Source organism: Natrialba sp. INN-245 (assembly GCF_009807105.1).
Classification (GTDB): Archaea; Halobacteriota; Halobacteria; order Halobacteriales; family Natrialbaceae; genus Natrarchaeobius; species Natrarchaeobius swarupiae.
This window is the reverse complement of the sequence record NZ_WUBV01000016.1, coordinates 30,599-55,929: the sequence shown is the minus strand read 5'-3', so window position 1 is coordinate 55,929 and position 25,331 is coordinate 30,599. Positions and strand designations below refer to the sequence as shown.

Annotated in this window: 29 protein-coding genes; 16 read left to right on the top strand and 13 right to left on the bottom strand. The window is 62.0% G+C overall.

Annotated features, from left to right (window positions below):
* Positions 1 to 30 precede the first annotated feature (30 nt).
* Positions 31 to 402: a thioredoxin family protein gene (locus GRS80_RS04560; protein WP_160046538.1), complete on the bottom strand. Its 372-nt coding sequence runs from the start codon at positions 400 to 402 to the stop codon at positions 31 to 33.
* Positions 403 to 558: 156 nt separating this feature from the next.
* On the opposite strand from GRS80_RS04560, the gene GRS80_RS04555 reads away from it, so the two are divergent.
* Positions 559 to 1,209 carry a DUF2270 domain-containing protein gene (locus GRS80_RS04555; protein ID WP_160046576.1) on the top strand — a complete coding sequence of 217 codons (651 nt, stop codon included), beginning with the start codon at positions 559 to 561 and terminating at the stop codon, positions 1,207 to 1,209.
* Positions 1,210 to 1,216: 7 nt separating this feature from the next.
* On the opposite strand, the gene GRS80_RS04550 is transcribed toward GRS80_RS04555, so the two are convergent.
* Entirely contained in the window at positions 1,217 to 1,771 is a 555-nt protein-coding gene (locus tag GRS80_RS04550; RefSeq protein ID WP_343161446.1) for a hypothetical protein, read from the bottom strand.
* Entirely contained in the window at positions 1,768 to 2,316 is a 549-nt protein-coding gene (locus GRS80_RS04545; protein WP_343161445.1) for a hypothetical protein, read from the bottom strand. The genes GRS80_RS04550 and GRS80_RS04545 overlap by 4 nt, the downstream gene beginning before the upstream one ends.
* A 239-nt stretch (positions 2,317 to 2,555) precedes the next feature.
* Here GRS80_RS04545 and GRS80_RS04540 point away from each other — a divergent pair, with 239 nt between their 5' ends.
* From GRS80_RS04540 to GRS80_RS04530, 3 genes are all read left to right on the top strand, one after another.
* A complete protein-coding gene (locus GRS80_RS04540; RefSeq protein ID WP_160046537.1) occupies positions 2,556 to 3,287 on the top strand; it encodes a DsbA family protein in 732 nt (243 codons plus the stop codon).
* A gap of 287 nt (positions 3,288 to 3,574) precedes the next feature.
* Complete coding sequence (locus tag GRS80_RS04535; RefSeq protein WP_235019644.1) at positions 3,575 to 4,006, top strand: PKD domain-containing protein; 432 nt, start codon at positions 3,575 to 3,577, stop codon at positions 4,004 to 4,006.
* An 88-nt stretch (positions 4,007 to 4,094) separates the two neighbouring features.
* On the top strand, positions 4,095 to 4,442 hold the full coding sequence (locus tag GRS80_RS04530) for a DsrE family protein (protein WP_160046535.1): 348 nt from the start codon (positions 4,095 to 4,097) through the stop codon (positions 4,440 to 4,442).
* A gap of 49 nt (positions 4,443 to 4,491) precedes the next feature.
* On the opposite strand, the gene GRS80_RS04525 is transcribed toward GRS80_RS04530, so the two are convergent.
* Both GRS80_RS04525 and GRS80_RS04520 read right to left on the bottom strand, forming a co-directional pair.
* A complete protein-coding gene (locus GRS80_RS04525) occupies positions 4,492 to 4,848 on the bottom strand; it encodes an SHOCT domain-containing protein (protein WP_160046534.1) in 357 nt (118 codons plus the stop codon).
* A gap of 196 nt (positions 4,849 to 5,044) precedes the next feature.
* A complete protein-coding gene (locus tag GRS80_RS04520; protein ID WP_160046533.1) occupies positions 5,045 to 5,881 on the bottom strand; it encodes a universal stress protein in 837 nt (278 codons plus the stop codon).
* A 416-nt stretch (positions 5,882 to 6,297) separates the two neighbouring features.
* On the opposite strand from GRS80_RS04520, the gene GRS80_RS20310 reads away from it, so the two are divergent.
* The 11 genes from GRS80_RS20310 (at position 6,298) to GRS80_RS04475 (ending at position 15,749) form a co-directional block, all read left to right on the top strand.
* A complete protein-coding gene (locus tag GRS80_RS20310; RefSeq protein WP_200840322.1) occupies positions 6,298 to 6,447 on the top strand; it encodes a hypothetical protein in 150 nt (49 codons plus the stop codon).
* Complete coding sequence (locus tag GRS80_RS04515) at positions 6,448 to 7,476, top strand: sulfite exporter TauE/SafE family protein (protein WP_160046532.1); 1,029 nt, start codon at positions 6,448 to 6,450, stop codon at positions 7,474 to 7,476. It abuts the gene before it with no gap.
* Between the two features lie 73 nt (positions 7,477 to 7,549).
* Positions 7,550 to 9,403, top strand: a complete 1,854-nt coding sequence (locus GRS80_RS04510) for a cation:proton antiporter (protein WP_160046531.1) — start codon at positions 7,550 to 7,552, stop codon at positions 9,401 to 9,403.
* A gap of 245 nt (positions 9,404 to 9,648) precedes the next feature.
* A complete protein-coding gene (locus tag GRS80_RS04505; protein ID WP_160046530.1) occupies positions 9,649 to 10,449 on the top strand; it encodes an IclR family transcriptional regulator in 801 nt (266 codons plus the stop codon).
* 545 nt (positions 10,450 to 10,994) lie between these two features.
* Positions 10,995 to 11,129 carry a hypothetical protein gene (locus GRS80_RS20905; RefSeq protein ID WP_255455245.1) on the top strand — a complete coding sequence of 45 codons (135 nt, stop codon included), beginning with the start codon at positions 10,995 to 10,997 and terminating at the stop codon, positions 11,127 to 11,129.
* 72 nt (positions 11,130 to 11,201) lie between these two features.
* Positions 11,202 to 12,173 carry a deoxyhypusine synthase gene (locus GRS80_RS04500; RefSeq protein WP_160046529.1) on the top strand — a complete coding sequence of 324 codons (972 nt, stop codon included), beginning with the start codon at positions 11,202 to 11,204 and terminating at the stop codon, positions 12,171 to 12,173.
* Between the two features lie 278 nt (positions 12,174 to 12,451).
* Complete coding sequence (locus GRS80_RS04495; protein ID WP_149082206.1) at positions 12,452 to 12,616, top strand: cytochrome oxidase; 165 nt, start codon at positions 12,452 to 12,454, stop codon at positions 12,614 to 12,616.
* 10 nt (positions 12,617 to 12,626) lie between these two features.
* Entirely contained in the window at positions 12,627 to 13,415 is a 789-nt protein-coding gene (locus tag GRS80_RS04490; RefSeq protein ID WP_160046528.1) for a cytochrome c oxidase subunit II, read from the top strand.
* Positions 13,412 to 15,184 (top strand): b(o/a)3-type cytochrome-c oxidase subunit 1, encoded by a 1,773-nt coding sequence (locus tag GRS80_RS04485; protein WP_343161444.1) that lies wholly within the window; start codon positions 13,412 to 13,414, stop codon positions 15,182 to 15,184. Before GRS80_RS04490 ends, GRS80_RS04485 begins: the two co-directional genes overlap by 4 nt.
* Positions 15,185 to 15,192: 8 nt before the next feature.
* Positions 15,193 to 15,384 (top strand): CbaC protein, encoded by a 192-nt coding sequence (locus tag GRS80_RS04480; RefSeq protein ID WP_149082209.1) that lies wholly within the window; start codon positions 15,193 to 15,195, stop codon positions 15,382 to 15,384.
* 164 nt (positions 15,385 to 15,548) lie between these two features.
* Positions 15,549 to 15,749, top strand: coding sequence for a cytochrome-ba3 oxidase subunit (locus GRS80_RS04475; RefSeq protein ID WP_149082210.1), 201 nt, complete (start codon positions 15,549 to 15,551; stop codon positions 15,747 to 15,749).
* A gap of 115 nt (positions 15,750 to 15,864) precedes the next feature.
* On the opposite strand, the gene GRS80_RS04470 is transcribed toward GRS80_RS04475, so the two are convergent.
* Entirely contained in the window at positions 15,865 to 16,371 is a 507-nt protein-coding gene (locus GRS80_RS04470) for a hypothetical protein (protein WP_160046527.1), read from the bottom strand.
* A gap of 484 nt (positions 16,372 to 16,855) precedes the next feature.
* Here GRS80_RS04470 and GRS80_RS04465 point away from each other — a divergent pair, with 484 nt between their 5' ends.
* Positions 16,856 to 18,166, top strand: a complete 1,311-nt coding sequence (locus GRS80_RS04465) for a polysaccharide deacetylase family protein (protein WP_160046526.1) — start codon at positions 16,856 to 16,858, stop codon at positions 18,164 to 18,166.
* A 115-nt stretch (positions 18,167 to 18,281) separates the two neighbouring features.
* On the opposite strand, the gene GRS80_RS04460 is transcribed toward GRS80_RS04465, so the two are convergent.
* The 7 genes from GRS80_RS04460 to GRS80_RS04430 all read right to left on the bottom strand — a co-directional run bounded on the left by GRS80_RS04460 (position 18,282) and on the right by GRS80_RS04430 (position 25,266).
* Complete coding sequence (locus GRS80_RS04460; protein ID WP_160046525.1) at positions 18,282 to 19,310, bottom strand: FAD-dependent oxidoreductase; 1,029 nt, start codon at positions 19,308 to 19,310, stop codon at positions 18,282 to 18,284.
* Positions 19,307 to 19,666, bottom strand: coding sequence for a thioredoxin (trxA, locus tag GRS80_RS04455; RefSeq protein ID WP_160046524.1), 360 nt, complete (start codon positions 19,664 to 19,666; stop codon positions 19,307 to 19,309). The genes GRS80_RS04460 and trxA overlap by 4 nt, the downstream gene beginning before the upstream one ends.
* A 223-nt stretch (positions 19,667 to 19,889) precedes the next feature.
* Positions 19,890 to 20,552 carry a methyltransferase domain-containing protein gene (locus GRS80_RS04450; RefSeq protein ID WP_160046523.1) on the bottom strand — a complete coding sequence of 221 codons (663 nt, stop codon included), beginning with the start codon at positions 20,550 to 20,552 and terminating at the stop codon, positions 19,890 to 19,892.
* Positions 20,553 to 20,723: 171 nt separating this feature from the next.
* The gene (locus GRS80_RS04445; protein WP_160046522.1) at positions 20,724 to 20,975 is read right to left on the bottom strand and encodes a hypothetical protein; all 252 of its coding nucleotides are present in this window, start codon (positions 20,973 to 20,975) and stop codon (positions 20,724 to 20,726) included.
* A 436-nt stretch (positions 20,976 to 21,411) separates the two neighbouring features.
* The gene (locus GRS80_RS04440; RefSeq protein WP_160046521.1) at positions 21,412 to 22,527 is read right to left on the bottom strand and encodes an aminotransferase class V-fold PLP-dependent enzyme; all 1,116 of its coding nucleotides are present in this window, start codon (positions 22,525 to 22,527) and stop codon (positions 21,412 to 21,414) included.
* A gap of 106 nt (positions 22,528 to 22,633) precedes the next feature.
* Positions 22,634 to 23,920 carry a M20/M25/M40 family metallo-hydrolase gene (locus GRS80_RS04435; protein ID WP_160046520.1) on the bottom strand — a complete coding sequence of 429 codons (1,287 nt, stop codon included), beginning with the start codon at positions 23,918 to 23,920 and terminating at the stop codon, positions 22,634 to 22,636.
* 2 nt (positions 23,921 to 23,922) lie between these two features.
* The gene (locus GRS80_RS04430; RefSeq protein WP_160046519.1) at positions 23,923 to 25,266 is read right to left on the bottom strand and encodes an FAD-dependent oxidoreductase; all 1,344 of its coding nucleotides are present in this window, start codon (positions 25,264 to 25,266) and stop codon (positions 23,923 to 23,925) included.
* Between the last annotated feature and the right edge of the window lie 65 nt (positions 25,267 to 25,331).

Here is a 25,331-nt window from a genome sequence, read left to right as displayed (position 1 = left end):
TGCTGTTCGACAGTACCAAGCGATCCGTCGTCACTCTTCAGCGTGCGTTTCGAGGACGTCGACGAGCGTGTCTGCGGACTGGAAGCCGTCATCGAGTCGGTCGACTTCCTCACCGTCTTTTAACACGACGAACGTCGGGACGCGTCGGACGGTGAACTTGTCGGCGAGGTCCGGAACGAGTCCGGCGTTTACCGTCACCACCGCACCGGGTGCGCTGCGCGCGACGACACTGAGTACCGGCTCCATAGACGCACAGATACCACACCCGGACGTGACGAACTCGAGGAGTGCGAGGTCGTGGGCCTCGAGCAGGTCGTCGTACTCGGCCGCATCGTTCAGTTGAATCGGCGTCTGCGAGGCCTTCTCTGCAACATCAGTCGTTTCACTTGCTGTGTCAGCCATTGAGAATTCTACGCGACGACTCTATTTGAGTATTGTGCAATAATTGCAATACATTCTCTGCCCACTGTTATTTTGAGTTGCATACCGAAAGACGATCGAAGGCTGATCGCTGATGACACCGATACCGAGGAGCCAACGGTCGATCCGGGGCGCGAGATGGGGAAGGACACGTCAGAGTTGAGTACGGTCTTCGGCGATGCGTATCGCGGTGAGTTAGATCGTGAAACGACCTGGCGATCCCGACTGGACCAGACGACGACGTGGAGCGTCACGATCATGGCTGCGATCCTCACGTGGGCGTTCTCGAGTCCCGACAACCCCCACTATATCATCCTCATCGGCGTGCTGGCCGTCGGCCTGTTTTGCTGGATCGAGGCTCGCCGGTACCGCGACTACGACGTCTACCGTTCTCGCGTTCGCCTCTTTCAGCAGGATCTCTTTGCGAATGCGTTTGATCCGTCACTTGAGGCCGAACACGACGATTGGCGGACCGAATTGGGGGAGGATTACCGATACCCGACGTACAAGATCACAATGTTCGAGGCCGTGTCGAATCGGCTTCGACGCATCTACTTCGCCCTGTTGCTCCTCCTCGGCCTGGCGTGGCTCTTTCGCGTGACGGCGTTCGTCCCGGATGCCACTCTCCCCGCCGCCGCAGCAGTTGGAACACTCGCCGGATCTGTCGTTCTCGGTGTCGTCGGAGCGTTCTACGCAGCGTTACTCGTCGTAATGCTCTGGCCGCGCGAACGCGAGGCCAAAGGGGAGTTTCGCGAGGTCGAGGCTGGCGAGTGGAAGGACACTGATTGATCGCCGATCACGATTGGGACGCACACGTCGGACACGACCGTCGGTGGCGAACGTAAATCAACCCCGCAAGTAGTGCGACCGAGACCGCTCCGAGCAGGGGACGCAGCGGATCGAAGTACGCCATGAGTGCGGACGATCCGAACAGCGCTAGAAGGACGGCGTTACAGATCGGACAGCTGACTGCCAGAAATCCGCCGACTAAACCGCCGAACGCCAGCCGATCCGTATCGGCTTCGCCGTTCTCACCGTGGCGATGATCGTGATTGAGGTCGGAATCGTAATCGCCGCCGTCGTCTCGGTCGGCTGCCTCGCCCTCGAGGTCACCAGCGTTGCGGACGTCAGTCGCCAGACGCTGGGCGACGTAGACGCCAGCCAGAAGCGCAGTCAGGGTGAGAAACAGGTAATCGAAGCCCGTCCGCGGGACCATCCGAACGAAGAGCGGATTCGGGATGAGTTCAGTGACGAGTCCGAACAAGACGAACACACCTGCTGACGTAGCGGCCCCCCAGCTGATCGCGCGTCGGTTTGTGCCGAGTAATCGGTGGTGTCCTCTTCTTGTCACTGTGATCCCTCCAGCGAGACGACGCACTGTTCAGGATGGCCCGCTCGTCCGAGAAAGAACAACAAGAGTGTGAGACCCCCGAGTTGGAGGAACGTGCCGTCGAACGGCAGCAGCGTCAGCCCGCCGGCGAACCCGAGGAAGGCGAGCAGACCCGCCCCGCAGCTCGCACAGCCGGATGCGACGAGTCCTGGGAGGACGCCGGATACGCTCGTCGCACCTGAGAGGCCGACGAGCCGGAGCTGTGCGACGGCGTTGACGACGGCGACGCCGGTCAGGAGCGCGTAGGTGACGATAATCCCGAGCCCCGTAGCGCCGTTGGTCAGGTAGACAGATTCCGTCAGCGAAACGAGAACGTAATCGAACCAGTGGAGTCCGTCGCCGAGCATCTGGAGCGCAAACCCCGGCATCGTACTCAGGACCAACAGGGTGTAGGTACCGAACGTGACGAGGACGAAGCCAACCGTCCCGTACCAGGACTCGAACGGATACCGTATCGCGTTCGAAAGGTTCCGCCCGAACCTGCCGACCGACTCGTCCCAGTTCACAACTCCGTCACCCAGTTTGTGGCCAGATGTCTGCCGACGGATGTCACGGACGAGCGGTCGCCACTGGGCTTCGAGGACGGACGACTCACGACCTGTCTTCGAACTGTCTCGAGCGTGCTCGATACCACGAGTAGGTGGTTCGTCGCACGATTACCACAAAGGTACTCCTCCGTTTTGCTGACTCGGCAAATCGGCGCGTCGGTTACGAGGAATCGATGTGAACCAGCAACCGAACACGAATGTCGCTTGATCAGACGACCCGTCGCGCCGTGCTTGCCGGTTCGACCCTCGCGCTCGGTGGCGGCGGTGTCTACTATCTCTCCCGCTCGGACGATACCGACGATGGTAGCTCCCTTTCGCCGACGATGCACGCGAGCGAAGAGACGTCAGCCCTCGGCGTCGACCTGGCGGGAAAGCCGATCATGGGCGATTCGGACGCACCGATCGAGATCTACTACTGGACCGACTTCCAGTGTCCGATCTGCGAACAGTTCGAGCAGGAGACGCTCCCCGATCTCGTCTCGGAGTACGTCGAGTCGGGGGAGGTTTGTCTCGTCTTTATCGTGGTGCCCTTCTTCGGGGCGGATTCGATGACCGCTGCTGTCGCCTCGAAGTGCGTCTGGGAACAGGTCCGCGAGTCGGACCCGTCGACGTACTGGGACTGGCACGCTGCGGTCTTCGCGGAACAGGGCGAGCGCAATTCGGGGTGGGCCAGCGCCGACAGCCTCCTCGAGATCACCGACTCGGTTCCGGACGTCGACGCCGCCGAACTCGAGGCGTGTCTCGAGGACGAGCGCTCGGAGTTTGAAAAAACGGTCGAAGCCGATGCGGAACGGGCACGGGCGTTCGATATCCGCGGAACACCGACGTTCGTCGTTTTTGACCCGGAAACGGAGGCAGCCGGGACGCTAGTTGGCGCCCAGCCACTAGAGCGGTTCGCAGACGCACTCGAGCAGATACGAGAAGCGTAGCGAGACGTCGACGGCTGACGTTCCGAACTGGCGTGCTACGGTTGTCGATTTTTGCGTTCCAATACTGCAGCGAAGGCACCCGCCAGAACCGTGTGTGGGGGATCGGTCGCGTCGCTGCTCCATCCAGTCGCTGTTTCTGATGTCGCCCACTGGGGAATTCCAGGTCGGTCTCCAAAGATAGTTCGTCTAATGCCTAATAGCCGTTTATCAGGTCGTCTGGTGACAGACATTGTATGGGTAATTATCTGACACGTCGTATGGTCCTTGGAGCGAGTGGTGCAGTTAGTATGGCAGCACTGGCAGGGTGTGGTGGACCTGGAGAAGAAAACGATACGGACGAGGAGGAACCGGACGGAGCGGAAAATGGCGAGGCCGCCGACGAGTGGGAAGACATCGACGAGTTCTACTTCGAAGGCCGTATCGAGGCGTGGACTGGGCTGGAACCCGGTATCATCGACGGCGAGGACAACCCAACGATCACACTTATCGAGGGGAACGAATACGACTTCAGCTGGATCAACGCCGACGGTGTGACACATAATCTAGAGATACGAGACGAGGATGACGAGATCATTGACGACTACCAAAGCGATGACGTCAGCGAAGAAGGCGAAGAGACAACCCTCGAGGGTGTAGTCGCCGCTGAAGAGATGTCGGTGTACATTTGTACGTACCACGAATCGACCCAGGTCGGAGATATCGACGTTCAGACGGACTGACTGCTGAGATTCTCACGTGAACTCGTTTTACTCGCTTTCTCGATGGGAAGAATAGTTTATACTATTGGGACCATAACACACATCTATAATGCAGCAATCGGAACCGTCAGTCGACAGTATTGGAATTGTTCTCGAGACTGCAGATCCCGAACGAGCCTGGAACGCGCTACGGTTCGGTATTACGGCAGTCGAGAACGGACACGACGTGTCAGTATTCCTGCTGGGAGAAGGCGTCGAGGCCGAGGAGATTACTGATGACCAGTTCGACGTTCGTGACCGAATGGAAGCGTTCGTCGATGCCGGTGGTGACTTGCAAGCGTGTGGAACGTGTCTCGAACTCCGCAACAGCGAGGAGAGCGAGTACTGTCCGATGTCGACGATGGCCGACCTCCTCGAGGTCGTGACGTCGTCCGATCGAGTGCTGACGATCGGCTAGTCGTGTACAGCGTGGGGGGTCAGTACCGAATTCGGGCCACGTTTGCCACTCACTTGTCTCGTTGAAGTCGCTCGCGCCGTTGTTCGAACTCCTCGTCGGAGAGATCACCGCGGGCGTACGCAAGTCGCAGTTCTTCGAGCGCGGCATCTCGGTCGTCACTTTCGGTGCGATCTATCGCCCTGTAGAGGAGGTACGCGCCGCCGAGGACGAGCAGGAACATCGGGAGCCAGATCACCAGCCACGACAGTGTCGATCCAACTCCGCTCGCACCACCGTTGTCCCACATGTGTCCACCACCCCACATTCCCATCATCGGCCAGACGAGGAACATCAGTAAGAACGGGACAAGAATGACGAGCGCAACGACGAGGAGGAGCGTCCGGAGGAGGTCAGTATCAGCGGACATACTCGATTGTTCACCGGAATCTGTAATAAAAGACGGCCCCGATCACCAGCTCGGAACAGTTTGGCGTGTCATTGCGTCAGTACCGCATCATTCCGTTTTTGTGTGGTGTGTATGCCGGTACTCATACGGTTGTAATTTGTTATCGGTGATCGCTCGAACGGTAGCGATCACCGGTAAAACGTTATGACGATCCGTATCACGACGGCGGGACGAGCATCACGTTTCCGTTCGCTCGAGCGACGAGGTCCTCGGAGACGCTGCCGAGCAGCAGTCTGCGAAGCCGGCTGTGACCGCGCGATCCGACGAGGGTTGTCGTCGGGTCGACGGCGTCTTCGACGGCGAGGATTTCGTCGGCGGGGTCGCCCTGTCGAACCTTGATTCGTGTCTCGATATCCCATTCCTCGAGCTGGTCGGCCAGCTCCGCAAGCCGTCCTTCGGGATCCGTGTCTTCCGCGAGTCCCGGATCCTTCGGCGTCTCGACGTGGACGAGCGTCGTCTCCTGGGTCGCGTGACGGAGATACGAGAAGGTGTCGAACGCGCGCTCGGCGTTCTCGGAGAAGTCAGTCGCGTACAGCATGCGCTGGAACAGGTGCTGTCTGACGACGGACGGATCGTCGGCCTCCCGCTCGACTCGGTTGACGAGCAGCGGCGTCTCGGTCGTCCGCGCGAGGTTGCGCGCCGTCGAGCCGATGACGCGGTTCTCGAGTGGACTCTTCCCGCGCGAGCCGACGATCGTGAGGCTCGCGCCGATCGTCTCCGCGATGCCCCGGATCCGTCGATGGGGTGTTCCGCGGACGACGTGTACTTCGACGTCGAAGCCGGCGTTCTCGATAACCCGCTCGTAGCTGCTGATCGCTTTCCGTCGGCGCTTCTCGAAGTCGATTCCGGGCATGCCCGCGTGAACGTTCGATGGAATCACGGTCACGAGGTGCATCTCGTCGACGCCGATACGGCCCAGACACTCGAGACAGGTTTCGTTCTCGATGGTCGCCTCGCTGGCGGCCGAGAGGTCGGTGGCGAGTACCGCTTTCATACTGGCTGTAGGGGCCGACGGTATAATATTGTTTGGGTGTCCCAATATACTGGGTTAAAGAGCTGTGTCCGTCGAACCGCTCCAGTGTGCGCACAACCGTCTAACCGTATTCGAAGACGAGCGTGACGAGTTCGCACGACGGTTCGTAACCACACCACGTGGAACTCAGTCCAACGACAGCTACGTTGCCCGCATATGTCTCGCGCATGATGGGATACGGAGGCCAAAGCTGGACCGTCGCTGGACCGCCGATATCTCCATAACGTATACAGATATTCTCGTTGGATAGCCGTGCCATATCTTGCAGTAATATTGTACGGCGGTCCCAAAAGCGTTATACATCCCCTCCGGGTAGAAGAGAGTGAGTAGAAATCCATGATCCGCACACAACCGAACGTCGACGGAGGCAGGAACGGATGATCGAATCCGTGGCGCTCCCCGCACCGATACAGGCAGCGCTCCTCGTGGGCGTCATCCTCGTTCAAGCGGTGGCCCTCTACGCCGGCTACGGCGTCCTCGAGCGAGTTGCAACACCACTGATCGAAACGATCACAGACGCACGATAGATGGAGATACTGGGACTCAGCCTGACCCTGCTGGTGCTGTTCGTGAGCTTCGGCTTCATGGTCGGGGTGCTGTTCGGCTTCTTCGGGATGGGCGGATCGTTCCTGATCACGCCGACGCTGTTGCTCCTCGATTACCCCGCCTCCGTCGCGATCGGAAGCGGGCTGGCGTTTTACTTCGGCACCTCCGTGATCGCCGTCCTGAAACACTACGACGTCGGGCAGGTCGACTACAAACTCGGCGCGATCCTCTTCGTCGTCCTCTCGATCGGGATCGAACTCGGCAGTCGGCTCGTCTTCGGCCTCGAGGCACTTGGCGTTGCGAACCTGGTCACGGGCGTCGCGTACGTCGTCCTACTGGGGGGAATCGGCGCGTTGTTCCTCCGTCGCGCCGCGAATCTCGAGGACGAAGACGATACAGGGGACGAGGACGTCGACGACGACGACATTCCGGCGATCGGTCAGAAGATCCAGTCGTACACCGTTCCGCCGATGATCTCGCTGACGTCGGGCGGTCGGGCGTCGCTGTGGACGATTTCGGGCGCTGGCGGGAGCGTCGGCCTCATCTCGGGATTGATCGGCGTCGGCGGCGGCTTCATCCGCATGCCCGCCATCTACTACCTGATCGGGACGCCGCTGACCGCGGCAGTCGGGACGAGCCTGTTTGCCGGGCTGTTCTCGGGCGCGTTCGGAACGTTCACCTACGGCATGTCCGGCAGCGTCGATCTGACGGTGGTCTCGTTGCTACTGGTCGGGAGCGCACTCGGCGCGCGCATCGGCTCGGCAGCGACCACGATCGTCGAGGAAGACGACGTGATCGTCTACTTCGGCATGATGATGGTCCTCGCCAGCCTCGGAATCGGCCTCAGTGAACTCGCGAACTGGCTGGGAACGAGCGCGCTCGATCTGGTGAGCGTCCTCCTGCTCGTCGGGTCGTCGTTTGCCGTCGCCCTGATGATCCTCTATCAGGTCGTCAAAACGGCAGGTGGAGACGACGCCGGGGCGCAACCCGCCGCTGATGGTGATGACTGATGCTCGCCGCGTCTCGCCAGTACCGTTTTCAACTGTACGCACGTCTGTGTAATCGAGCGTCACACCCTCGCCCATGAAACTCGTCGCCACCGTCGCGCTCGTCCTCGCCCTCGGCGTCGCATCCCGCGTCCTTGCGGACCGACTGCGGATTCCGAGCGTCCTCTTTCTGATCGTCGCCGGAATCGTGATCGGACCCGCAGTGCTCGGCTTCGTCTCGCGGAAGACGTTCGGTGGCGGGCTCTCGGCGATGGTTGGCGTCAGCGTCGCGATTATCCTCTTCGAGGGTGGCTACCATCTCAACCTCGAGAAACTCCGGGAGAGTCCCGCCGCATTGACACGCCTCGTCACCGTCGGCGCGGCGATCACCTGGCTTGGGACGGCCGCCGCCGTCGTCGTCTTCCTCGAGACGAGCCTCGAGGTTGGCTTGTTGGTCGGCGCGCTGTTGATCGCGACCGGCCCGACCGTGATCGGACCGATCCTGCAGGTCGTCACCGTGCGGGATCACGTTGCAGCCGTCCTCGAGGGCGAGGGGGTGATCAACGACGTGACGGCGGCAATCCTCGTCGTCGTCGTCTTCGAGGTCCTCGTCGCCGGGAACGGAACGCCGGCAGCGCTCGTCGGCGGTTTCGTGGTCCGGCTGTTCGTCGGCCTCGCGTTCGGTGCCCTCGTCGCCGGAATCGTGTGGCTGGTCCTCAAGCGCGCACGCTCGAGACCCTGTGCGGCACCGCTGCACGCACGATTGATCGTCCTCGCCGGTGTCGTCGTCGCCTACGCCGGAGCTGAGACGATCGCAAGCGAGACGGGGATCGCCGCCGCTGCGATGGCCGGGTTCGTCCTCGGGAACGTCGAACTTCCCCATCACGAGGAGGTAATCGACTTCCTCGACGACCTCTCGGTCGTCGTTCTCTCGTTTATCTTCGTTGCACTGGCTGCATTGATCGACTTCGCCGATATCCGCGCGCTCGGGCTGGCCGGCCTCGCCATCGTCGTCGCGATCACGCTGGTGCTTCGCCCGGCCGTCATCTACCTCTCGACGACCGATCCACGGTTTACGGGAAACGAGCGACTCTTCTTGAGCGCCGTCGGCCCGCGTGGAATTATTCCTGCCAGCGTTGCGACGCTGTTCGCCGTCGAGTTGCAGGTGCTCGGTCGGCCACAGGAGGCCCAGCTGCTCGCCGGTACCGTCTTTCTCATTATCTTCGCGACAGTCGTCCTCCAGGCCGGCCTCGCACGCCAGATCGCAGATCACCTCGAGGTGTCACCAATGCGCACGATAATCGTCGGCGGGGGCCGCGTCGGTCTCTCGCTCGCACAACGGCTCGAACAGGACGGCGAGAACGTACTGCTGGTCGACCACGACCCCGACGCGGTCGAGAAAGCCCGCAAACGCGGTCTCACCGCACTCGAGGGCGACGGCACGGACGCCGACGTACTCGAGGCCGCGGGTGCGGACGACGCGAAGACGGTCATCGCGACCACGCCGGACGACGACGTCAACCTGCTTGTTTGCCAGCTCGCGAAGACGACCTTCGACGTCGGTAAGGTCGCCTCGCGAGTCAACCAGCCCGACAACGTCGACGCCTTCGAATCGCTCGGCGTCCACGCGATCGACCTCTCGATGGCGACCGCGTGGTCGCTCGAGAACGTCTTAGAACGGCCGTCGCTGTCGGCGTGGATGAACGAACTCGGCCGGACCGGCGACGTCCAGGAGATCGAGGTTACCGCGTCGGATCTCGTCGGGAAGACGATTGCCGAGGTCAACGCCGAAATTCCCGACGGCTGTATCGTCGGGCTGCTCACCCACCGGAACGGGGCGACTGAGGTCCCGACCGGCGATCACCGACTTCGGGACGGCGACCGCGTAACCTTCCTCGGGCAGACGGCGGCCGTCGACCGGGCAGTCAAGCGGTTCCACCCCCACGACTGATACGGATTACTGTATCGATGTCCCGGCACACCGCCGCCCGAGTTGCGGGTGCACCGGAGCTGACGGACGATATCGGTCTAACGGACGAACTGCCGGACAGCGACCAGTCTGAACCCGACACATACCGATACAGCGGTCGTTCGACCGGACCGTTGGGCTCCGTACGCGAAGCGATCAGTGTCGTTTAATATATAAAAGTCCCACTGTAGCGAACGTTTATATTGTGTGATCCGATACGAACCGCTATGACCAGACAGACGGCGAAAACCACGAAACGGTCACTGGGCGTGATCGATACGATCCAGACGCAGGGTGGTGCAACGCTCGAGGAGCTGACCGACGAGCTCGAGATGTCGCGAAGTACGGTTCACCTCCATCTCCGAACCCTCCTCGATGAGGGGTATCTCACGAAGGAGGGCGCGGTCTATCATATCGGATTGCGCTTTCTCAACCACGGGGAGTACGCGCGATCACGGAAGACGTCGTACACGTTGGCAAAACAGACCGTGACGGAACTGTCGAACGAGATCGACGAGGAGGTCGAGTTCGTCGTCGAAAACGACAACCGCGGTATTCTGGTCTACGAGTCCTTCCACCCGGACAGCCACTTTCCGTCCAAGGAGCGCCACATCTCCACTGCTCCGAGTTCCGCCGGGATCTACTACTATCTCCACTGCGTCGCGACCGGGAAAGCGATTCTCGCTGCACTCCCCGACGACCGCGTCGAAGCGATCCTCGACGACTGGGGGCTTCCCAGACAGACAACGCAGACGATTACGGACCGAAACGCCCTCCTCGAGGAACTCGAGCAGGTTCGCGAGCGAGGCGTCGCGTTCGCCGACGAGGAGTACGTCGACGGCCTCAGAGAAGTCGGTCGGTGCGTCAGGGGCCCCGACGGGCGTGTTCTCGGTGCGGTCGCCATCATCGGTCCAAAGTATCGGTTCACGGACGATCGGTACACCACCGAACTACCCGCGATCCTGACGGAGTACGTCGACGACCTCGAGGCGACGATCGAGGACTCGTATCTCGAAGAGTTTCGGTAACATCCCGTGATAGTCTGGGCGGTACGCTTGCTTTGCTCTCCGGATAGGAGCATGTGGATGGGTTCCACCGATTGCGCGCTGGGCTGGGCTCGTGTCGTCGCGGTACCGGTCCGCTATACGTGGACTTTTATATGTATGTGTTGTACGAGCGATACCTTTACTGGTTGGTCTCCCGCTGTAACCTGAAAAATAGACCGAACATGGTCGCTCTTCGATTACAATCATACTCCTGTAATAAACGATCGAGTGAGTTTGATCGAGGTCGGTACGTCCGTACATGTTGTACTATTATATACTTGATGTGGTCTACTGTTACGATGCCTGTATCACGTTCCGTCGGCGACCGATCCCTTGTTGTGGGCTAAATGAAATATTCAGCTCAAACCAATAAGTGACTATGGACAGTGTGAGTACGAGCGTCGGGAACAGTTGGTACTATCGTTCGGTCGGCGAACACCTCGAGAACCTCGAGGCGATCACGGCGGACGAGCTGTGACCCACCGGAGACCAAACGCTTTATTTCGGGGTGCTGGCTACTATCGGGCATGGTGTTCGACGACGTGCTTAGCGGCGACCAGCTTACGGGCCGTCAAGCGACGGTGATCTTCTTCGCATGGTTAACGGTCGTGATCGCAGTTGGCATTGTTATGCTCGTGTATACGAGAGCGATGGTCGGGTAGTCGCGGTCGTCTCGGCGCGCTCACTCGGCTCGAGACGAGGGATTCAAATCAGTCGTCGCACAACGAGAGGGTATGACCGACGACGAATCCCGCGAACACGTCCTTCCGGGGAGCGACGACGAACTATCCACGGCGGACGTCCGTGGATACGATTTCCGCGGCGAGTTCGACTTTCAGGACCTCATGTCGTCCTACGAGACGACGGGGTTTCAGGCGACGCAACTCGCCGAAGCCGTCGATATCGCCGAACGAATGCAAGAAGACGACGCGACCGTCTACCTCACGTTCACCTCGAACATCATCTCCTCGGGGCTGCGTGAAGCAGTCGCGTACCTGGTACGCGAAGGGTACGTCGACGTGCTCATCACGACATCGGGTTCGTTGACCGAAGACGTCATCAAGACCGAGAAGCCGTTCAAGATGGGCGAGTGGGACGCCGACGAGTCGACGCTTCGTGACCGTGGAATCAATCGTCTCGGAAATATCTTCGTCCCGTCCGATCGATACGTGTGGCTCGAGGAGTATCTCTACGACTTCTTCGAGGATTTCTTCGCGGAAGAGAAGGTTCGGACGCCGACGGCGTTCGCCCGGGAACTCGGGGAGACGCTCGATGACGAAGATTCCGTCCTGAAACAGGCCGCGGACAACGACGTTCCCGTCTACTGTCCGGCGCTGACGGACGCGGAGGTCGGAAACTTCCTCTATTATTACCGGCAGGGATACGACTCGGCGGTCGGTATCGAGATTCTGGACGACTACGACTCGCTCATCGAGGACGGCTTGCTCGCCGATACGACGGGACTGATCGCCGTCGGCGGCGGCGTGCCCAAACACCACGCGATCATGACGAACCTCTTTCGGGGTGGGGCCGACTACGTCGTCTACATTTCGACGGGGATGGAAGGAGATGGGTCACTCTCAGGAGCGCCGCCCAACGAAGCGGTGTCGTGGGGGAAGATCAAAGAACGGCGGACGAACTACACGCAAATCGAAGCCGAAGCCACGCTCGTGTTCCCGCTGCTGGTCGCGAGTGCGTTCACGTAACGCTCGCCGTCGGCATCGATTCGAAATCACCGATCGATTCGTTTCGGGTAGTGTCGTCGACAGCCCCGATGTCGAGTCGATCCCGACCAGGCGGACAGTGGACTCTACAATTTTACTAGTCTAGACAGTTCACTGATGTTGCTTCGTACGGTCGACAGCGACAGCCAGATCGCCCCGTGTATCCTGTTCTTACTTCCATCGTTTCACGGGTGAAAGTGTGATTTATGTCAGGTAACTGCACCTGCTTTTATTACCGTTACCGTGGTATCGCGCTCGCCATGGATGACACCACCGCTGCTCGAGAGATCGACCACGATGAGTTCGACCCATACGGGACGCTGGCGTTGATCGTCCTGTACTTCGTCGTCCTCACGCTGATGTGGGTGTTTACGTACTTCGTCGAATTCCTCGGGAACGCACCGACGCCGATGATCGTCCTGTAAGGTCCCGACGATGAAGATTCACCAGTACGAACGGCTGTGGCTGATCGGGGCGATGGTACTCATCGTCGGCTTCATCGTCACGATCACGTACGGGGCGGTCGGGCTCGGAATTACCATGGTCGACGATCGGGAAGCAACGCTCCCACCGGACGATATAGACGACGACGAACGCTTTGCGGATCCCCGCGTCGAACAGGTGGGTGAAGACGAGTACGAGGCCTACGTCGTCGCGATGACGTTCATTTTCCAGCCGAATCCGATCGAAGTCCCGGCCAACAGCGAGGTGACGTTCTACGTCACGTCTCGGGACGTGATCCACAGTTTCACCGTCGTCGGAACGAACACGAACACGATGGTCATTCCCGGCGAGGTGTCAGTGATGACCGTCGAGTTCGACGAACCCGGCGAGTACGGGGTGGTCTGTAACGAGTACTGTGGCTCCGGTCACCACGACATGGAGGGCGAGTTGATCGTCCACCCCGAAGACGAGTTCACTCTGACCGAACTCGCAGTGGACGCGCCGGAATCGGTCGCTCCTGGGGACGACGTCGAACTCGAGGCGACGATCGACAACGGGTTGCTCGAGGACCTCGACGTCACCCTCGAGGCGGAGATCGGCGACGAGACGTTCGAGGAGGACGTCACGGTGGCCGGCGACGGTTCGGAGACGGTGACGATCACCGTCGACGGCGAGGAGCTCGGCGAGGGTGACCACGACTGGACAATCTCGGTGGATGACGAAACCGAGAGCGGGTCCGTAACGGTCGGCGACGAGGAGGACGGAGGTGACGACTCGTGACGGACCTGTTCGTCGACAGCTATCCCAAGCAGGCTCGAGTCGTCCGTTCGGCGTTTCTGACCGCCTACGTCGCCCTGGGGATCGGGGCGCTCTTCGGCGTGTTACAGGCGTTACACCGAACCGACATCCTCCGACTCGTCGAGTCGCCGACGTACTATACCATCTTGACGGGCCACGGCGTCTTTCTGGTCATCACGTTCACGATCTTCTTCCTCGTGGGACTCTATCAGTGGGCGGTGACGGACAGTCTGGGTCGTGGCCCCGTCGACATGCGACTCACCTGGGCGTGGTACGGGTTGATGTCCTCCGGGACGCTTCTGGCTGCGATCGCGATACTCGCCGGGTTTCTGGACGATCCGCCGACCGTCCTCGGCTCCGAACTGAGTGCCGACGTCCTCTTTACGTTCTACGCGCCGTTGCAAGCGAATCCGATCTTTTATGTTGGACTCGTCCTGTTCGTCGTCGGGACGTGGCTTGCCGGTGCCGATTGGTTCCGAACCTGGTGGTCCTGGAAGAAAACCAATCCGGATGCACGCATCCCGTTACCAACGTTCATGGTCCTCACGACGATGATTATGTGGTATATCTCCTCGATCGGCGTAGCGGTATCCATTCTCGCGTTCATCTTACCGTGGTCGCTGGGCCTCACAGGCAGTCTCAACCCCACGCTGACGCGGACGCTGTTCTGGTACTTCGGGCATCCAGTCGTCTACTTTTGGCTGTTGCCAGCGTACCTCCTGTGGTACACCGTCTTGCCCAAACTCTCCGGCGGGCGGCTGTTCAGCGATCCACTAGCACGCGTCGTCTTCATCCTCTTTATACTGCTCTCGACGCCCGTCGGGATTCACCACCAGTATCTCGATCCGGGCATCTCGGATGGATTTAAGTTTATCGTGATGACGAACACGATGTTCCTGCTGTTACCGAGCTTCTTAACAGCGTTCACCGTCGTCGCGAGCATGGAACACGGGGCCCGCCAACGCGGCGGCGACGGCTACTTCAACTGGCTTCGGGCGCTCCCCTGGCGCGACCCGGCCTTTACCGGAATGTCTCTCGCCGGTGTGGTCTTCGCGTTCGGCGGGTTCACAGGCATCGTCAACGCAGGCATGAACATCAACTACCTCGTCCACAACTCGCTGTGGGTGCCCGGCCACATCCACACGCAGGTCGGAACGGCGGTCGCGTTGACGTTCATGGCCGGGTCGTACTGGCTCGTTCCGCAACTGACCGGCAACCGACTGGTCGGACGCGACATCGCGCTGGTGCAGGTCGTCCTCTGGTTCGTCGGCATCGTCTTTATGACGAATTCGATGTACCGCGGCGGACTGATCGGCATTCCCCGGCGCTCGGCGGAACCGCAGTACGACTTCGACTACGAGATCGCCGTCGGCTCGATTCCCGAGATCCGCGCTCAGCTCGCCATCGGCGGCGTGTTGCTGTTCGTCTCGGCCATGCTCTTTCTGGTGTTGATCCTCCTGACTGCCTTCAACGACGACAGCGAGCCCATCGTCGACGGGACGATCCCGCCGGCGCTGTCCGGTCCCGAGGATTCACCGCGAGTCCTCGACGACCTCCGGGTGTGGATCGCGATCGCGCTCGTTCTCGTGGCTATCGCCTACGCGTTCCCACTCGCCAATATCGTGAGTCGCGGCGGCCTGTTCGGCCCCGATATCGGTCCGTTCCCGGTCGTCGTCGAGACCGTCGCGTCCGTGCTATCTACCATCGACACTGGAATGTATCTCGAGGCCCTAGTCGGGACCGAACCGTGAATCACCTGATGCGGACCTCCCCCGCCAAACTCCTGATCCTGATCGCGATACTCCTCGTGATCGTCGTCGAACTGCGAACGGTGCTCGCGTTTTTCGACGTCGAACTGACGGTTCTCCAGGGGATTGCAGTCGGTATCGTCGGAATCGCTCTGTTGCTCGTGTGGGCGTTTTCCCCCCTGTTCAGCGAGTCAGACCAGTGACGAGTCGAGACGCGCTCGGTGCCGAGGACTCTCGACTCCCTTCTCGAGGCGACAGTCTCCGTTGGCTGTCGGCAGACGCGACTCGGCGGTCGGCGACTCGCAGCGCTCGTGTTGGCTGCGCTCGTGGTACTAGATTGATTACGCCTCGAGCCGTACAATCGGCTATGCTCGAAGACGTGTCACCACGTCACGCCGCTGCTGTCGGTTTGCTCGCGCTCTTCCCGACCGTCGTGTACGGGCTCGGTCATCCCGGACTCGCCGGGTTCGTCGCTGCGGTCAACGTCGTCATCATCTTCGGGTCGCTGTACATCGCGCTGTCGCCGATCGACGAACCGAACGACATCGACGACGGTGCACCCTCCTGACGACGCCGAGGGAACGGCGGTCGAACGGCCCTGGCCGTACTGTCGGACAGTACAGAACGGGCGTCCGTCTCGCCATCTGATGGGTGTAAGGACCGGATACAGCACAGACGGCGAACTACTCGGCCCGGACCTCGAGCGATCCGACCATCTCCCGTTCGTGGGTTTCACACAGGTAGACGTCCATCTCGCTGCCTGCCTCGACGACGGTCGTCGTTTCTTCACCCTCGGTATCGACGAACGCGGTCGAAACTAGCGGCTCGTCTCCGTCCTCCCAGATCGCGAAGTTGTGTACGTCACCGTCGGCGTTCGTCCAGATAAACTCGTACTCGCGGCCCTCGTAGAGGGCCAGATCGGGGTTCGTTTCGCCGTCGATCGGTGCCGGACGATGTCCGATCCACCCGTCGTCGGCGTGGGCCTCGAGTTCGATCGCGTCGACGTCTTCCCACTCGGCGTCTGGTGGATCGGCGTCGTCCGCAGCCTCGTCGGGACCCTCGTCGTCGCGGTCCGATTCGGCGTCACCTTCGCCCGTCCCATCAGTACAGCCCGCGAGAACGGCGCTACTGATTCCGCTCGCGACCGCACAGAGCAGCGTCCGTCGAGAGCGTTGGTCGGGCGATATCATACTCACGGGTTGGTGGTCCGGTCCGGTAAACCCGTGGCCGGCATTCGCCCACAACCCCGCTGCCGTCGGAAGTACACGATTACGTGATGGTCGAGAGTCGACCTGTCATCTCACGTAATCTAACACGCACAGTGCGGAATTCATCTCACGACTAGTGGCGTTGGGTTTCTCTCCTTTCTCGTAGAAACGTCCCTGTACACCTGACTGCAGCACAGCCGTCGATCGACGTATCGTTCGTTACCGTCGCTTGGCACTATCCGCTCGACGTCAGTACCGGTTCGACCACAAACCTGTCGTGTAGGACAGCGGTACAGCGGTCCGTATCACGGCTGTGGACTTTCTCAGATCGAAGCTCCCTAGTAGCGGAATACAGTCGACGGTGTTCATTCCGGTTACCGATAATAATCTTCGATGACAGAGACGATCACTGGAGCTATTGTGCTCATAACAATTCGTGTCAGCAGAACCGTTTCGTACCACACAGATGAGACGGCGAACGTACCTTACGACGACGACTGCAACGATAGCTGGACTCGCAATCGCGGGATGTGTGGGCGACGAAGCGACTGACGACGATCCCGGTGATGGCAACGGTGATCGTGACGACGACAGCAGTGAGACGACCGATACCGACGAGGATGACGACCCAGAGGAGGACGAAACTGACGAGGAAGACGAACCGACCCCGGGGCTGGTCGGAACCTTCGACGACTTCGAAACGCTCGACGACTGGATGGCGTTCCAGGACATCGGTTCGCTAGAGGCGGATACGGATCGAGCATACGGTGGCTCACAGTCGGCACGTCTCACACCGCGTGAGGATGACGGGCAGGTTCGAATTCGGCGTTCGCTCGACGAACCGATCGACGTTCGCGACGTCACGCCGGGACTCGCGATGACCGCCGACAACCGCGGAATCGTTCGGATCCAACTGCAGGACGAAGACGGAGACTACGTCGAGTACAGCCAACAGGTGCTGCCCGGAATGCCGCTCGTTCGCAAGAACTTCGGGATCACACGCATTCACGGAGATCCGGATCCGAGCGAAATCATCGTCCTTCAGGTCATCTGTTGGTTCAGCGAGGACACCGACAGTCAGCTGTGGGTCGATGATTTCCACTTCGTTCCCACTCCCGAGACCGGGAAGGTGATGCTCCAGTTCCACGGTGGCTACGAAACGCACTACACGGACGCGTTCCCGGTTCTCGAGGAGTACGATCTCCCGGCAACTGCGTTCGTGCCGACGAATCGGCTCCGTCCCGACGCCGCAGTCGCAGGAGACCGACTCCAGTACGATCAGGTCGACGAACTCGACGACGCCGGCTGGACGATCGCCAGTCAGTCCGCACGCGGTACGCAACTGGGTGGCGTGGATCCCTCCGAACTGGAATCGGACCTCACCGACTCGATCGACTGGCTCACCGAACACGGCTACGAGGACGGTGCCCGGTTTTTCGCGTTCCCCGGTTCGGAGTACACGGCCGACTCCTACGAACTCGTCCAGGAGCACTTCGATCTGGCGTTCGCGGGACAGACACAATCGCAAGGGTACGCAGGGAATCCACACCTCTGTTCGCTCGTCGCCAATCCCGACCCCGAGGAGGCAGCCGGCCTGATCGATTGGACGGCCGAATGGGGCGGTATCACGTCACTTGCCTACTATCAACTCGAGGAGAGTGATGCACTGACGAGCCTCGAAGAGGCGGCGTCCGCCCTCGACGAGCGCGCGGCGGCAGGCGACGTGGAGGTGATCACGCCCGCCGAGATGGCAGACAACTACGTCTTCGAGGGCTGACTCGAACCGCTGTCGTTCTCTCATACGGACCGCTATGCGTCCGTCCCAGCCGAGCGCGGACCGGTGAGCGATCGACCGGTATCAGTCATCGCAGACCGTATCAGACGGTCTCCCGTCAGTCGTCGGCCGGTGCTTCGGCGGCTGCAGGGGTTTCGCGAACGGCCTGTTGCTCGAGCCACGTCTCGGCATCGAGGGCGGCCATGCTTCCGGTTCCTGCGGACGTGATCGCCTGCCGATAGTGGGGATCCATCACGTCGCCGGCCCCGAAGACGCCCTCGACCGCCGTTTCGGTCGTCAGCCCCTCCTGGGTGCGGAGGTGGCCGCTGTCGGCCAGTTCGATCGACGTCTCCGCGAGGAAGTCGGTGTTGGGGACGTGGCCGACGGCGTAGAAGATGCCGCCGGCGTCGACCGTCTCGCGTTCGACTGCGGATTCGTCGCGTTCCGTCGGATGGCCGTCGGGGTGAGACACGAGCGTCGCGCCGGTCACTCCCTCCGCTTGCGAGCCGCGGATCTCGACGAGTTCGGTGTTCCAGCGGAACGAGATCACGTCGTGGTTGCGCGCTCGTTTGGCCATCACCTCGGAGGCGCGTAACTCGTCTCGGCGGTGGACCACCGTGACGCTGTCGGCGAACTTCGCGAGGAAGAGCGCCTCTTCCATCGCGGAGTCGCCGCCACCGATTACGAGGACGTCGTCACCCCGGTGGAACGCGCCGTCGCAGGTGGCACACGTCGAGACGCCGTAACCCATCATCTCGTCCTCGCCGTCGGCACCGACCCAGCGCGCGCTCGCGCCGGTCGCGACGATCAGCGCGCGCGTTCGCAGGGTGTTGCCGTTTGACAGCTCGAGTTCGAACGGCCGATCGTCGAGCGTCGCCTCCTCGACGGTGGCGTGTTCGAATTCGGCACCGAAGCGTTCGGCCTGCTCTTTCCCGCGCTGGATCAGTTCCATACCGCCGACGCCGTCGGGGAAGCCCAGGTAGTTCTCGACGTCGGTCGTCAGCGTCAGCTGGCCCCCCGGCTCCGGCCCCTCGAGTACGATCGGCTCGAGGTCGGCTCGTGCGGCGTAGACCGCCGCCGAGAGCCCCGCAACGCCGGAGCCGACGATCACGACTTCGGAGACGGAGTCGGTTGTGGCCTCGTTCATTCGGTGTATCCCTCGATCAGGTCACGCAGTCGGTCCGCCGGCAACGCGCCGGTGTGCTGTTCGACCTGCTCACCGTCCGCGAAGAGAACGAGCGTCGGAACGCCCCTGACGCCGTAGGCTCCGGCGAGTTGCTGGTGGTCGTCGACGTCGACCTTCGCGATGACAGCGTCCGTCTCGTCCGCAAGCGTCTCGAGGACGGGGTTGAGCATCTGACAGGGGCCACACCAGTCGGCGTAGAAGTCCACGAGAACCACGTCGTGGTCCGACGTGACGTCCTCGAGGTGGTTTCTGCCGTCGATGTAGACCGGTTCGTCGAACGATTGCGCCGAAACGTCGTCGCGTGCATCAGTTGCCATCACTGCTACGTATGGTCTGATAGTGTTTAAAGGTTTTGTGTGTGATGTACAATATTAGTGCGGACTCGATCGATCGGCGGTACCGCGGCGGGCGCGCTACGATATCCGGGATTCCTCACTGTGTCTGCTCCATTCCGACCTCAGTGGCTGTCGAAGTGAGGTGAGAGGCTCCCTCCTCTCTCGAGAGTATCGATACGGTTTTGCACCATCTATTAACAACCAATTATTCGGCGGGATCGGTCGATCGCTTCGCGGTCCCCGCGTCGAAGCGAGCGAAATACCCGGCTCGCGTTCCGACGCGCGTTTCGAACGTCAGTCCTCGCCGTTCGACACTGCGTCGCAGCCGTTCGAACCCGACGAAATGCGGGTCGGGAAGCGATTCTCCGACGACGAGTCGACCGTCGGGTTTCAGAACCCGCTCGAGTTCATCGAGGGCCCGCTTTCGGTCGGGAATCTCCCCGAGTACGAGAACCAGGTATGCGGCATCGAACGCGTCGTCCGGGTACGGAAGCGATCGCGCGTCGCCGCGGATCGGTTCGACGTTCGACTGCCCCTCCTGTCGCAGCCGCGTTCGCAGGTGCTCGACCATTTCGGATTGGATGTCCACTGCGTGCACCGTTCCGGACGGCTCAAGCGCCCGCGCGACCGTGCCCGTGTAGTAGCCCGTTCCCGGGCCGATCTCGAGAACGCGTTCGCCGGGGCGGGGCTCGAGCACCTCCCGCAGCCTCGAGCGAGTGATGACAGGACGCGGGAGGTCGATCGCGCGGCGCTGGGCGTACGGACACGGCGACGGGTTCGATCGCCACCGGAGCGCGTAGCCGAGTGCGGCGAGCGCGCCGAGTGCGAGCAACGCGGCGACCGCTTGCGACGTGCGGCGAGAGACCATAGGGTCGTCTTCACCGCGGACGGACTACAGTCTTCCCCGACCGGATGCGGCCGTGAGCGTCTCTCGACAGTGTGTTGCTCCCCGCCGTCTTCGTCTGTACGGGTCGTCGCCTCGGTCGTTCGAACCGGGAACTGATGCGCTCGGTTGGCTTTGTGGCGCTACTGGCGACCGCTACGGCTCGCCGTTGGCTTGGTTCCAGTCGAGAAGTGCCGAGTCCGGATTCTCACAGTCGGGGACGCCGCAAATGCCGGCATCGGCTCCCGCCCGTTCGACGCCAGGGGCGACACTATCGATCTCCCAGTCGACGCTGTGGCCCGTCTCCGACTCGTGATCGTCGAGTGCGATGCGGGCGCGGCCCAGATTCGCGAACGACTCGCGGAACGCACAGTCGTGACACTCGATCACGACGTTGCCCTCGTCCATACGAGACGTACGGTGTCGAACGACGAAAGCGCTCCGATGGGCTTTTGGGCAGCCCACGACGCATCACGCCGCGCAGGTGACGTTCGTCGCTCAGGTGTGCCACCCTACACGCGGATCGCCCGCTTCGAACGACCCGACCGAAGGCGATTGGTATCGGCTGCTCGGAAACGACCGACGACGAATGACACTCGCCGTCCTCGCGGGGCAGGAACTCCCGATCGAACTGATCGAGTTGGTATCCGGGATCGCAGCGCGCGAAAACGGCGCGGACGTAGTCGAGGACGAGACCGTTGCACGGGTGGCGTGTTCGCTACATCACGTCCACCTCCCTATGATCGACGCGTTCGGCGCCATCGATTGGGCGTCGGAGACGAACCGTATCGGGACGTGCTCGACTCGATGTTCGGATCGGGTAACTTCGTTCAGCTGCCTCGATTTACCACTCGCGCTCCAGCCCCTCGAGCAGTCGATCGACGTCGCCAGCGGTGTTGACCGCGTGGACGGAGGCTCGCACGGCGTTCGGCCAGGGTAACGGTCGAACGACGATGCCGGCGGCGGCCAGGCGATCGACCGTCTCGGCCGGGTCGTCGACGTCGATCGTCACCAGGCCCGATTCCGGCGTCGACGGGCTCAGGAGCCGGTCGTCGGGGAGGCCGTCGGCCAGTCGGCCGGCGAGTCGGCGAACGCGGTCTTCGATTCGGCCGATACCGACCTCGTCGATCACGTCGATCGCCTCGCGGAGTGCGACGTGGGAGGCCGGATTCGCCGATCCGACTTCGAACCGACGCGCGCCGGCGGCGAACTCGAACGGGTCGGCGGTCGGCGTCTCGACGCTCCGATAGCCGACCGTCCGCGGCTCGAGTCCGTCGGCGACGGACCGATCGACGTAGAGGAAGCCGCCGCCCCACAGTCCCAGCAGCCACTTGTGGCCGGCAGCGGCGACCGCGTCGGCCCCCCACGCCGACACGTCCATCGACAGCTGTCCGGGAACCTGTACCGCGTCGACGAGCGCGAGCGCGCCGGCGTCGTGAGCGACGTCGACCAGTTCGGCCACCGGAAGCTGCGTTCCGTGGGTCCACGTCACCGCGCTGAAACAGGCCAGGTCGGCGTCGGAAACGGCTTCGGCGAACCGATCGCGATCGATTCGACCGCCGTCGGTCTCGACGACGCGAACCTCGACGCCCTCTCGCTCGAGGCGTTGCCAGGGAAGGATGCCAGCAGGGTGCTCGAGATCCGTTCGGACGACGACGTCACCGGGGTGCCAGTCGATCGCGTTCGCGATCGCGTTGATTCCGGCCGTCGTACTCTCTGTGAGCGCGATCTCGTCGGGGTCGGCGCCGACGAACGACGCGACCGTCTCTCGCGTGCGATCGAACGCTCGAAACGCCGTCTCGTACGGGTCGTCCGTAACGGGGGAGTCGTACTCGTGTGTACGGACGAACTCGTCTGCGGCGTCGACGACGTACTCCGGACTCGGACCGTGAGCGCCGAAGTTGAGGTAGACATCGTCCTGTAGCGCGGGGATATCTGCTCGAAGTTCGAGTGGAGTCATCGTGTTCGGAACCGATACTACACTCGGTGCCGGTAATAATCTTGCTACTTTTGCACAATATAGGGAACGGCGAACATCGTTCCGAATCCGACGAACTCGATCCAGCCTACGAGTCGTCGAGGGCGGTCGTCCACGCCTCTGGGAGCTGTGCGTAGACGACGGCGTTCGAGACGAGTGCGTCGACGGTGAGGTACTCGTCGACGGCGTGGACGGTGTCGGTTCCGAACGCGAACTCGACCGTCGGTATTCCCGCGTTTCGGAGCGTTTTGGCGTCACCACCGCCGGTCGCGCTCCGTCGGTACACCCGGTCGCCGATCGTCGATTCGGCGGTCGAGGACGTGGCTTCGACGATCGGCTGCTCGAGTGGTTCGGCCGTTCCGATGCTCCAAGAGGCGTCCGCGATCGTAATTCCCTTACAGGCGGCGACGCACGCTCGAACGTCGGCGAGGATATCGGGCGTCTGGACACCGGCAGCCAGTCGCACGTCGATTTCGGCGCGGGCGGATTGCGGGACGCTGTTGATCGCCTCTCCGCCCTCGAGGACGCCCAGGTTGATCGTCGGCGTCGCGAACAGGTCACGAGCAGTGTCGGCACCCATCGTCGGCTCGTAGAAGGCGACCGACTCCTCGAGTATCGGGTCGATCTCGGGATCGATCTCGAGTCGTCGGGTTCCGACCCGCTCTCGAAGCCTGGTAATCGCGTCGTAGAGTCGATCGATCGCGTTCTCGCCGAGCACCGGACGGGAGCCGTGTGCGGCCTCGCCAACCGCCTCGAGGGTCAGCCAGATGCTCCCCCGGTCGGCGACCGTCACGGAGTGGCGATCACGTTCGCAGGTCGGCTCCCCGATGACGCAGGCGTCGGCCGCGAGTCGATCGGCCTCGAGCAGAGCCGGCAAGCCGGCGTCACCACCGACTTCCTCGTCGCTGACGAACGCGAACGCCAGGTCGGCAGGGGGCTCGGTGTCGGTCGCCGCGTACGCCCGGAGCGCGAACAGCATCGCGGCCACTGCCCCCTTCATGTCGGTGGCACCGCGTCCGTACAGGCGGTCGTCGACGCGTTCGCCGAGCGGGTCGATCGACCACTCGCCGGCGTCGAACGGCACCGTATCGAGATGGCCGTTGTACAGCAGCGTTCGATCCCGCCGCCCCGGAACCCACACGACCAGATTCGGTTTCGCCGGGTCGACCGCGATCCGTTCGACGGAAACCGGACGCGACGAGAGGTAGTTCTCGATGAACGCGACGATTTCTCGGGTGTCGCCGGGCGGGTTCGACGTATCGATCGAGAGTAACTCGAGGGCGAGATCGATCAGCTCCGCGCGGTGGTCGGCGACGTACGCCACGGGGGCGTCGACGTCGTCAGAAGGATTCCCGAGTTCGTCAGCGCCGGACATCGTCACTCGAGTTTCCCGGCGAGGACTTTCGCCGCGGTGAGGACCGGATCCCAGACGGGACTGAACGGCGGTGCGTACGCCAGATCGGCGTTCTGTAGTTCGGTGACGGTCATCCCCGCGTGAAGCGCCATCGTGACCGTATCGATTCGTTTGGCACCCTCACGGCCGACGACGGTGCCCCCGAGTAGCCGGCCACTCTCTCGGTCAGCAACGAGCGTGACCGTGAGTTCCGCGCCGCCGGGGTAGTAGTGAGCGCGCGTCGACGCCGAGATCGTGACAGAAACCGGATCGAACCCTGCCTCGCGGCCCTGTTCTTCGAGGAGACCCGTCCGGGCGGCCCCGAGGTCGAACGCCTTCACGATGGCCGTCCCCGCGATCTCGCCGATCGGGGTCGGATCGCCGGTGACGGTCTGACCGATCGCCCGGCCCGCACGGTTGGCGGTCAGCGCCAGCGGGACGTGATCCGGGTCACCGGTCACGACGTGGCGGCCCTCGGCACAGTCGCCAGCGGCGAAGACGTTCTCGGCGGTCGTTCGGCCGTACTCGTCGGTCGCGATGGCACCAGTCGGACCGAGTTCGATCCCGGCGTCTTCGGCGAGGTCGACGTTCGGTGCGACGCCGACGCCGACGATCACGACGTCGGCGGGCACGGTTTCGTCCTCGAGTTCGACGCCGTCGACTCGCTTCGCTCCAGTGAATCCCGAAACGGCGGTCTCCAGGTGTAAATTGACTCCGTGTGTGCGGAGGTGCTCTTCGACGACGTTGGCGACGTCCTCGCCGAACGGCTGGAGCACGTGGGGCAACATCTCGTAGAGGTGGACGTCGATATCGTGGGCTGCCATCGCTTCGGCCATCTCGATGCCGACGTAGCCACCCCCGACGATTGCGGCGGTCTCGAGGTCCCGTTCGGTGACGTAGTCTTCGATAGCGTCGGCCTCGTCCATGTCGTGGATCGTGAATACGCCCTCGAGTTCCAGCCCGTCGAACGGCGGTTCGATCGCGCTCGCACCGGTTGCGACCAGGAGTTCGCCGTACGGTTGCTCGTAGGTTTCACCGTCGGCGTCGACCGTCACCACTTCGGCGTCGGGGTCGATGTCGACGACTTCTTCACCCGTCCGCAGGTCGATGTCCCGTTCGGTTCGAAACTCCTCGGGTGTGACGGTAACGAGGTCGTCGAGATCGTCGACCTCCCCTTTCACGTAGTACGGCATCCCGCAGGCCGCATACGATACCCACTCGCCTTTCTCGAAGACGACGACGTCCACAGACGGATCTTCTCGCTTTGCCTTGCTCGCGGCACTCATTCCTGCCGCGTCACCGCCGATGACGACGAACGGTTCGCTCATACACGGATAGTTGGGGCGGTATGCCTAAAAAATTTCCAGTAGTTCCCAATACCATACAATCTCGA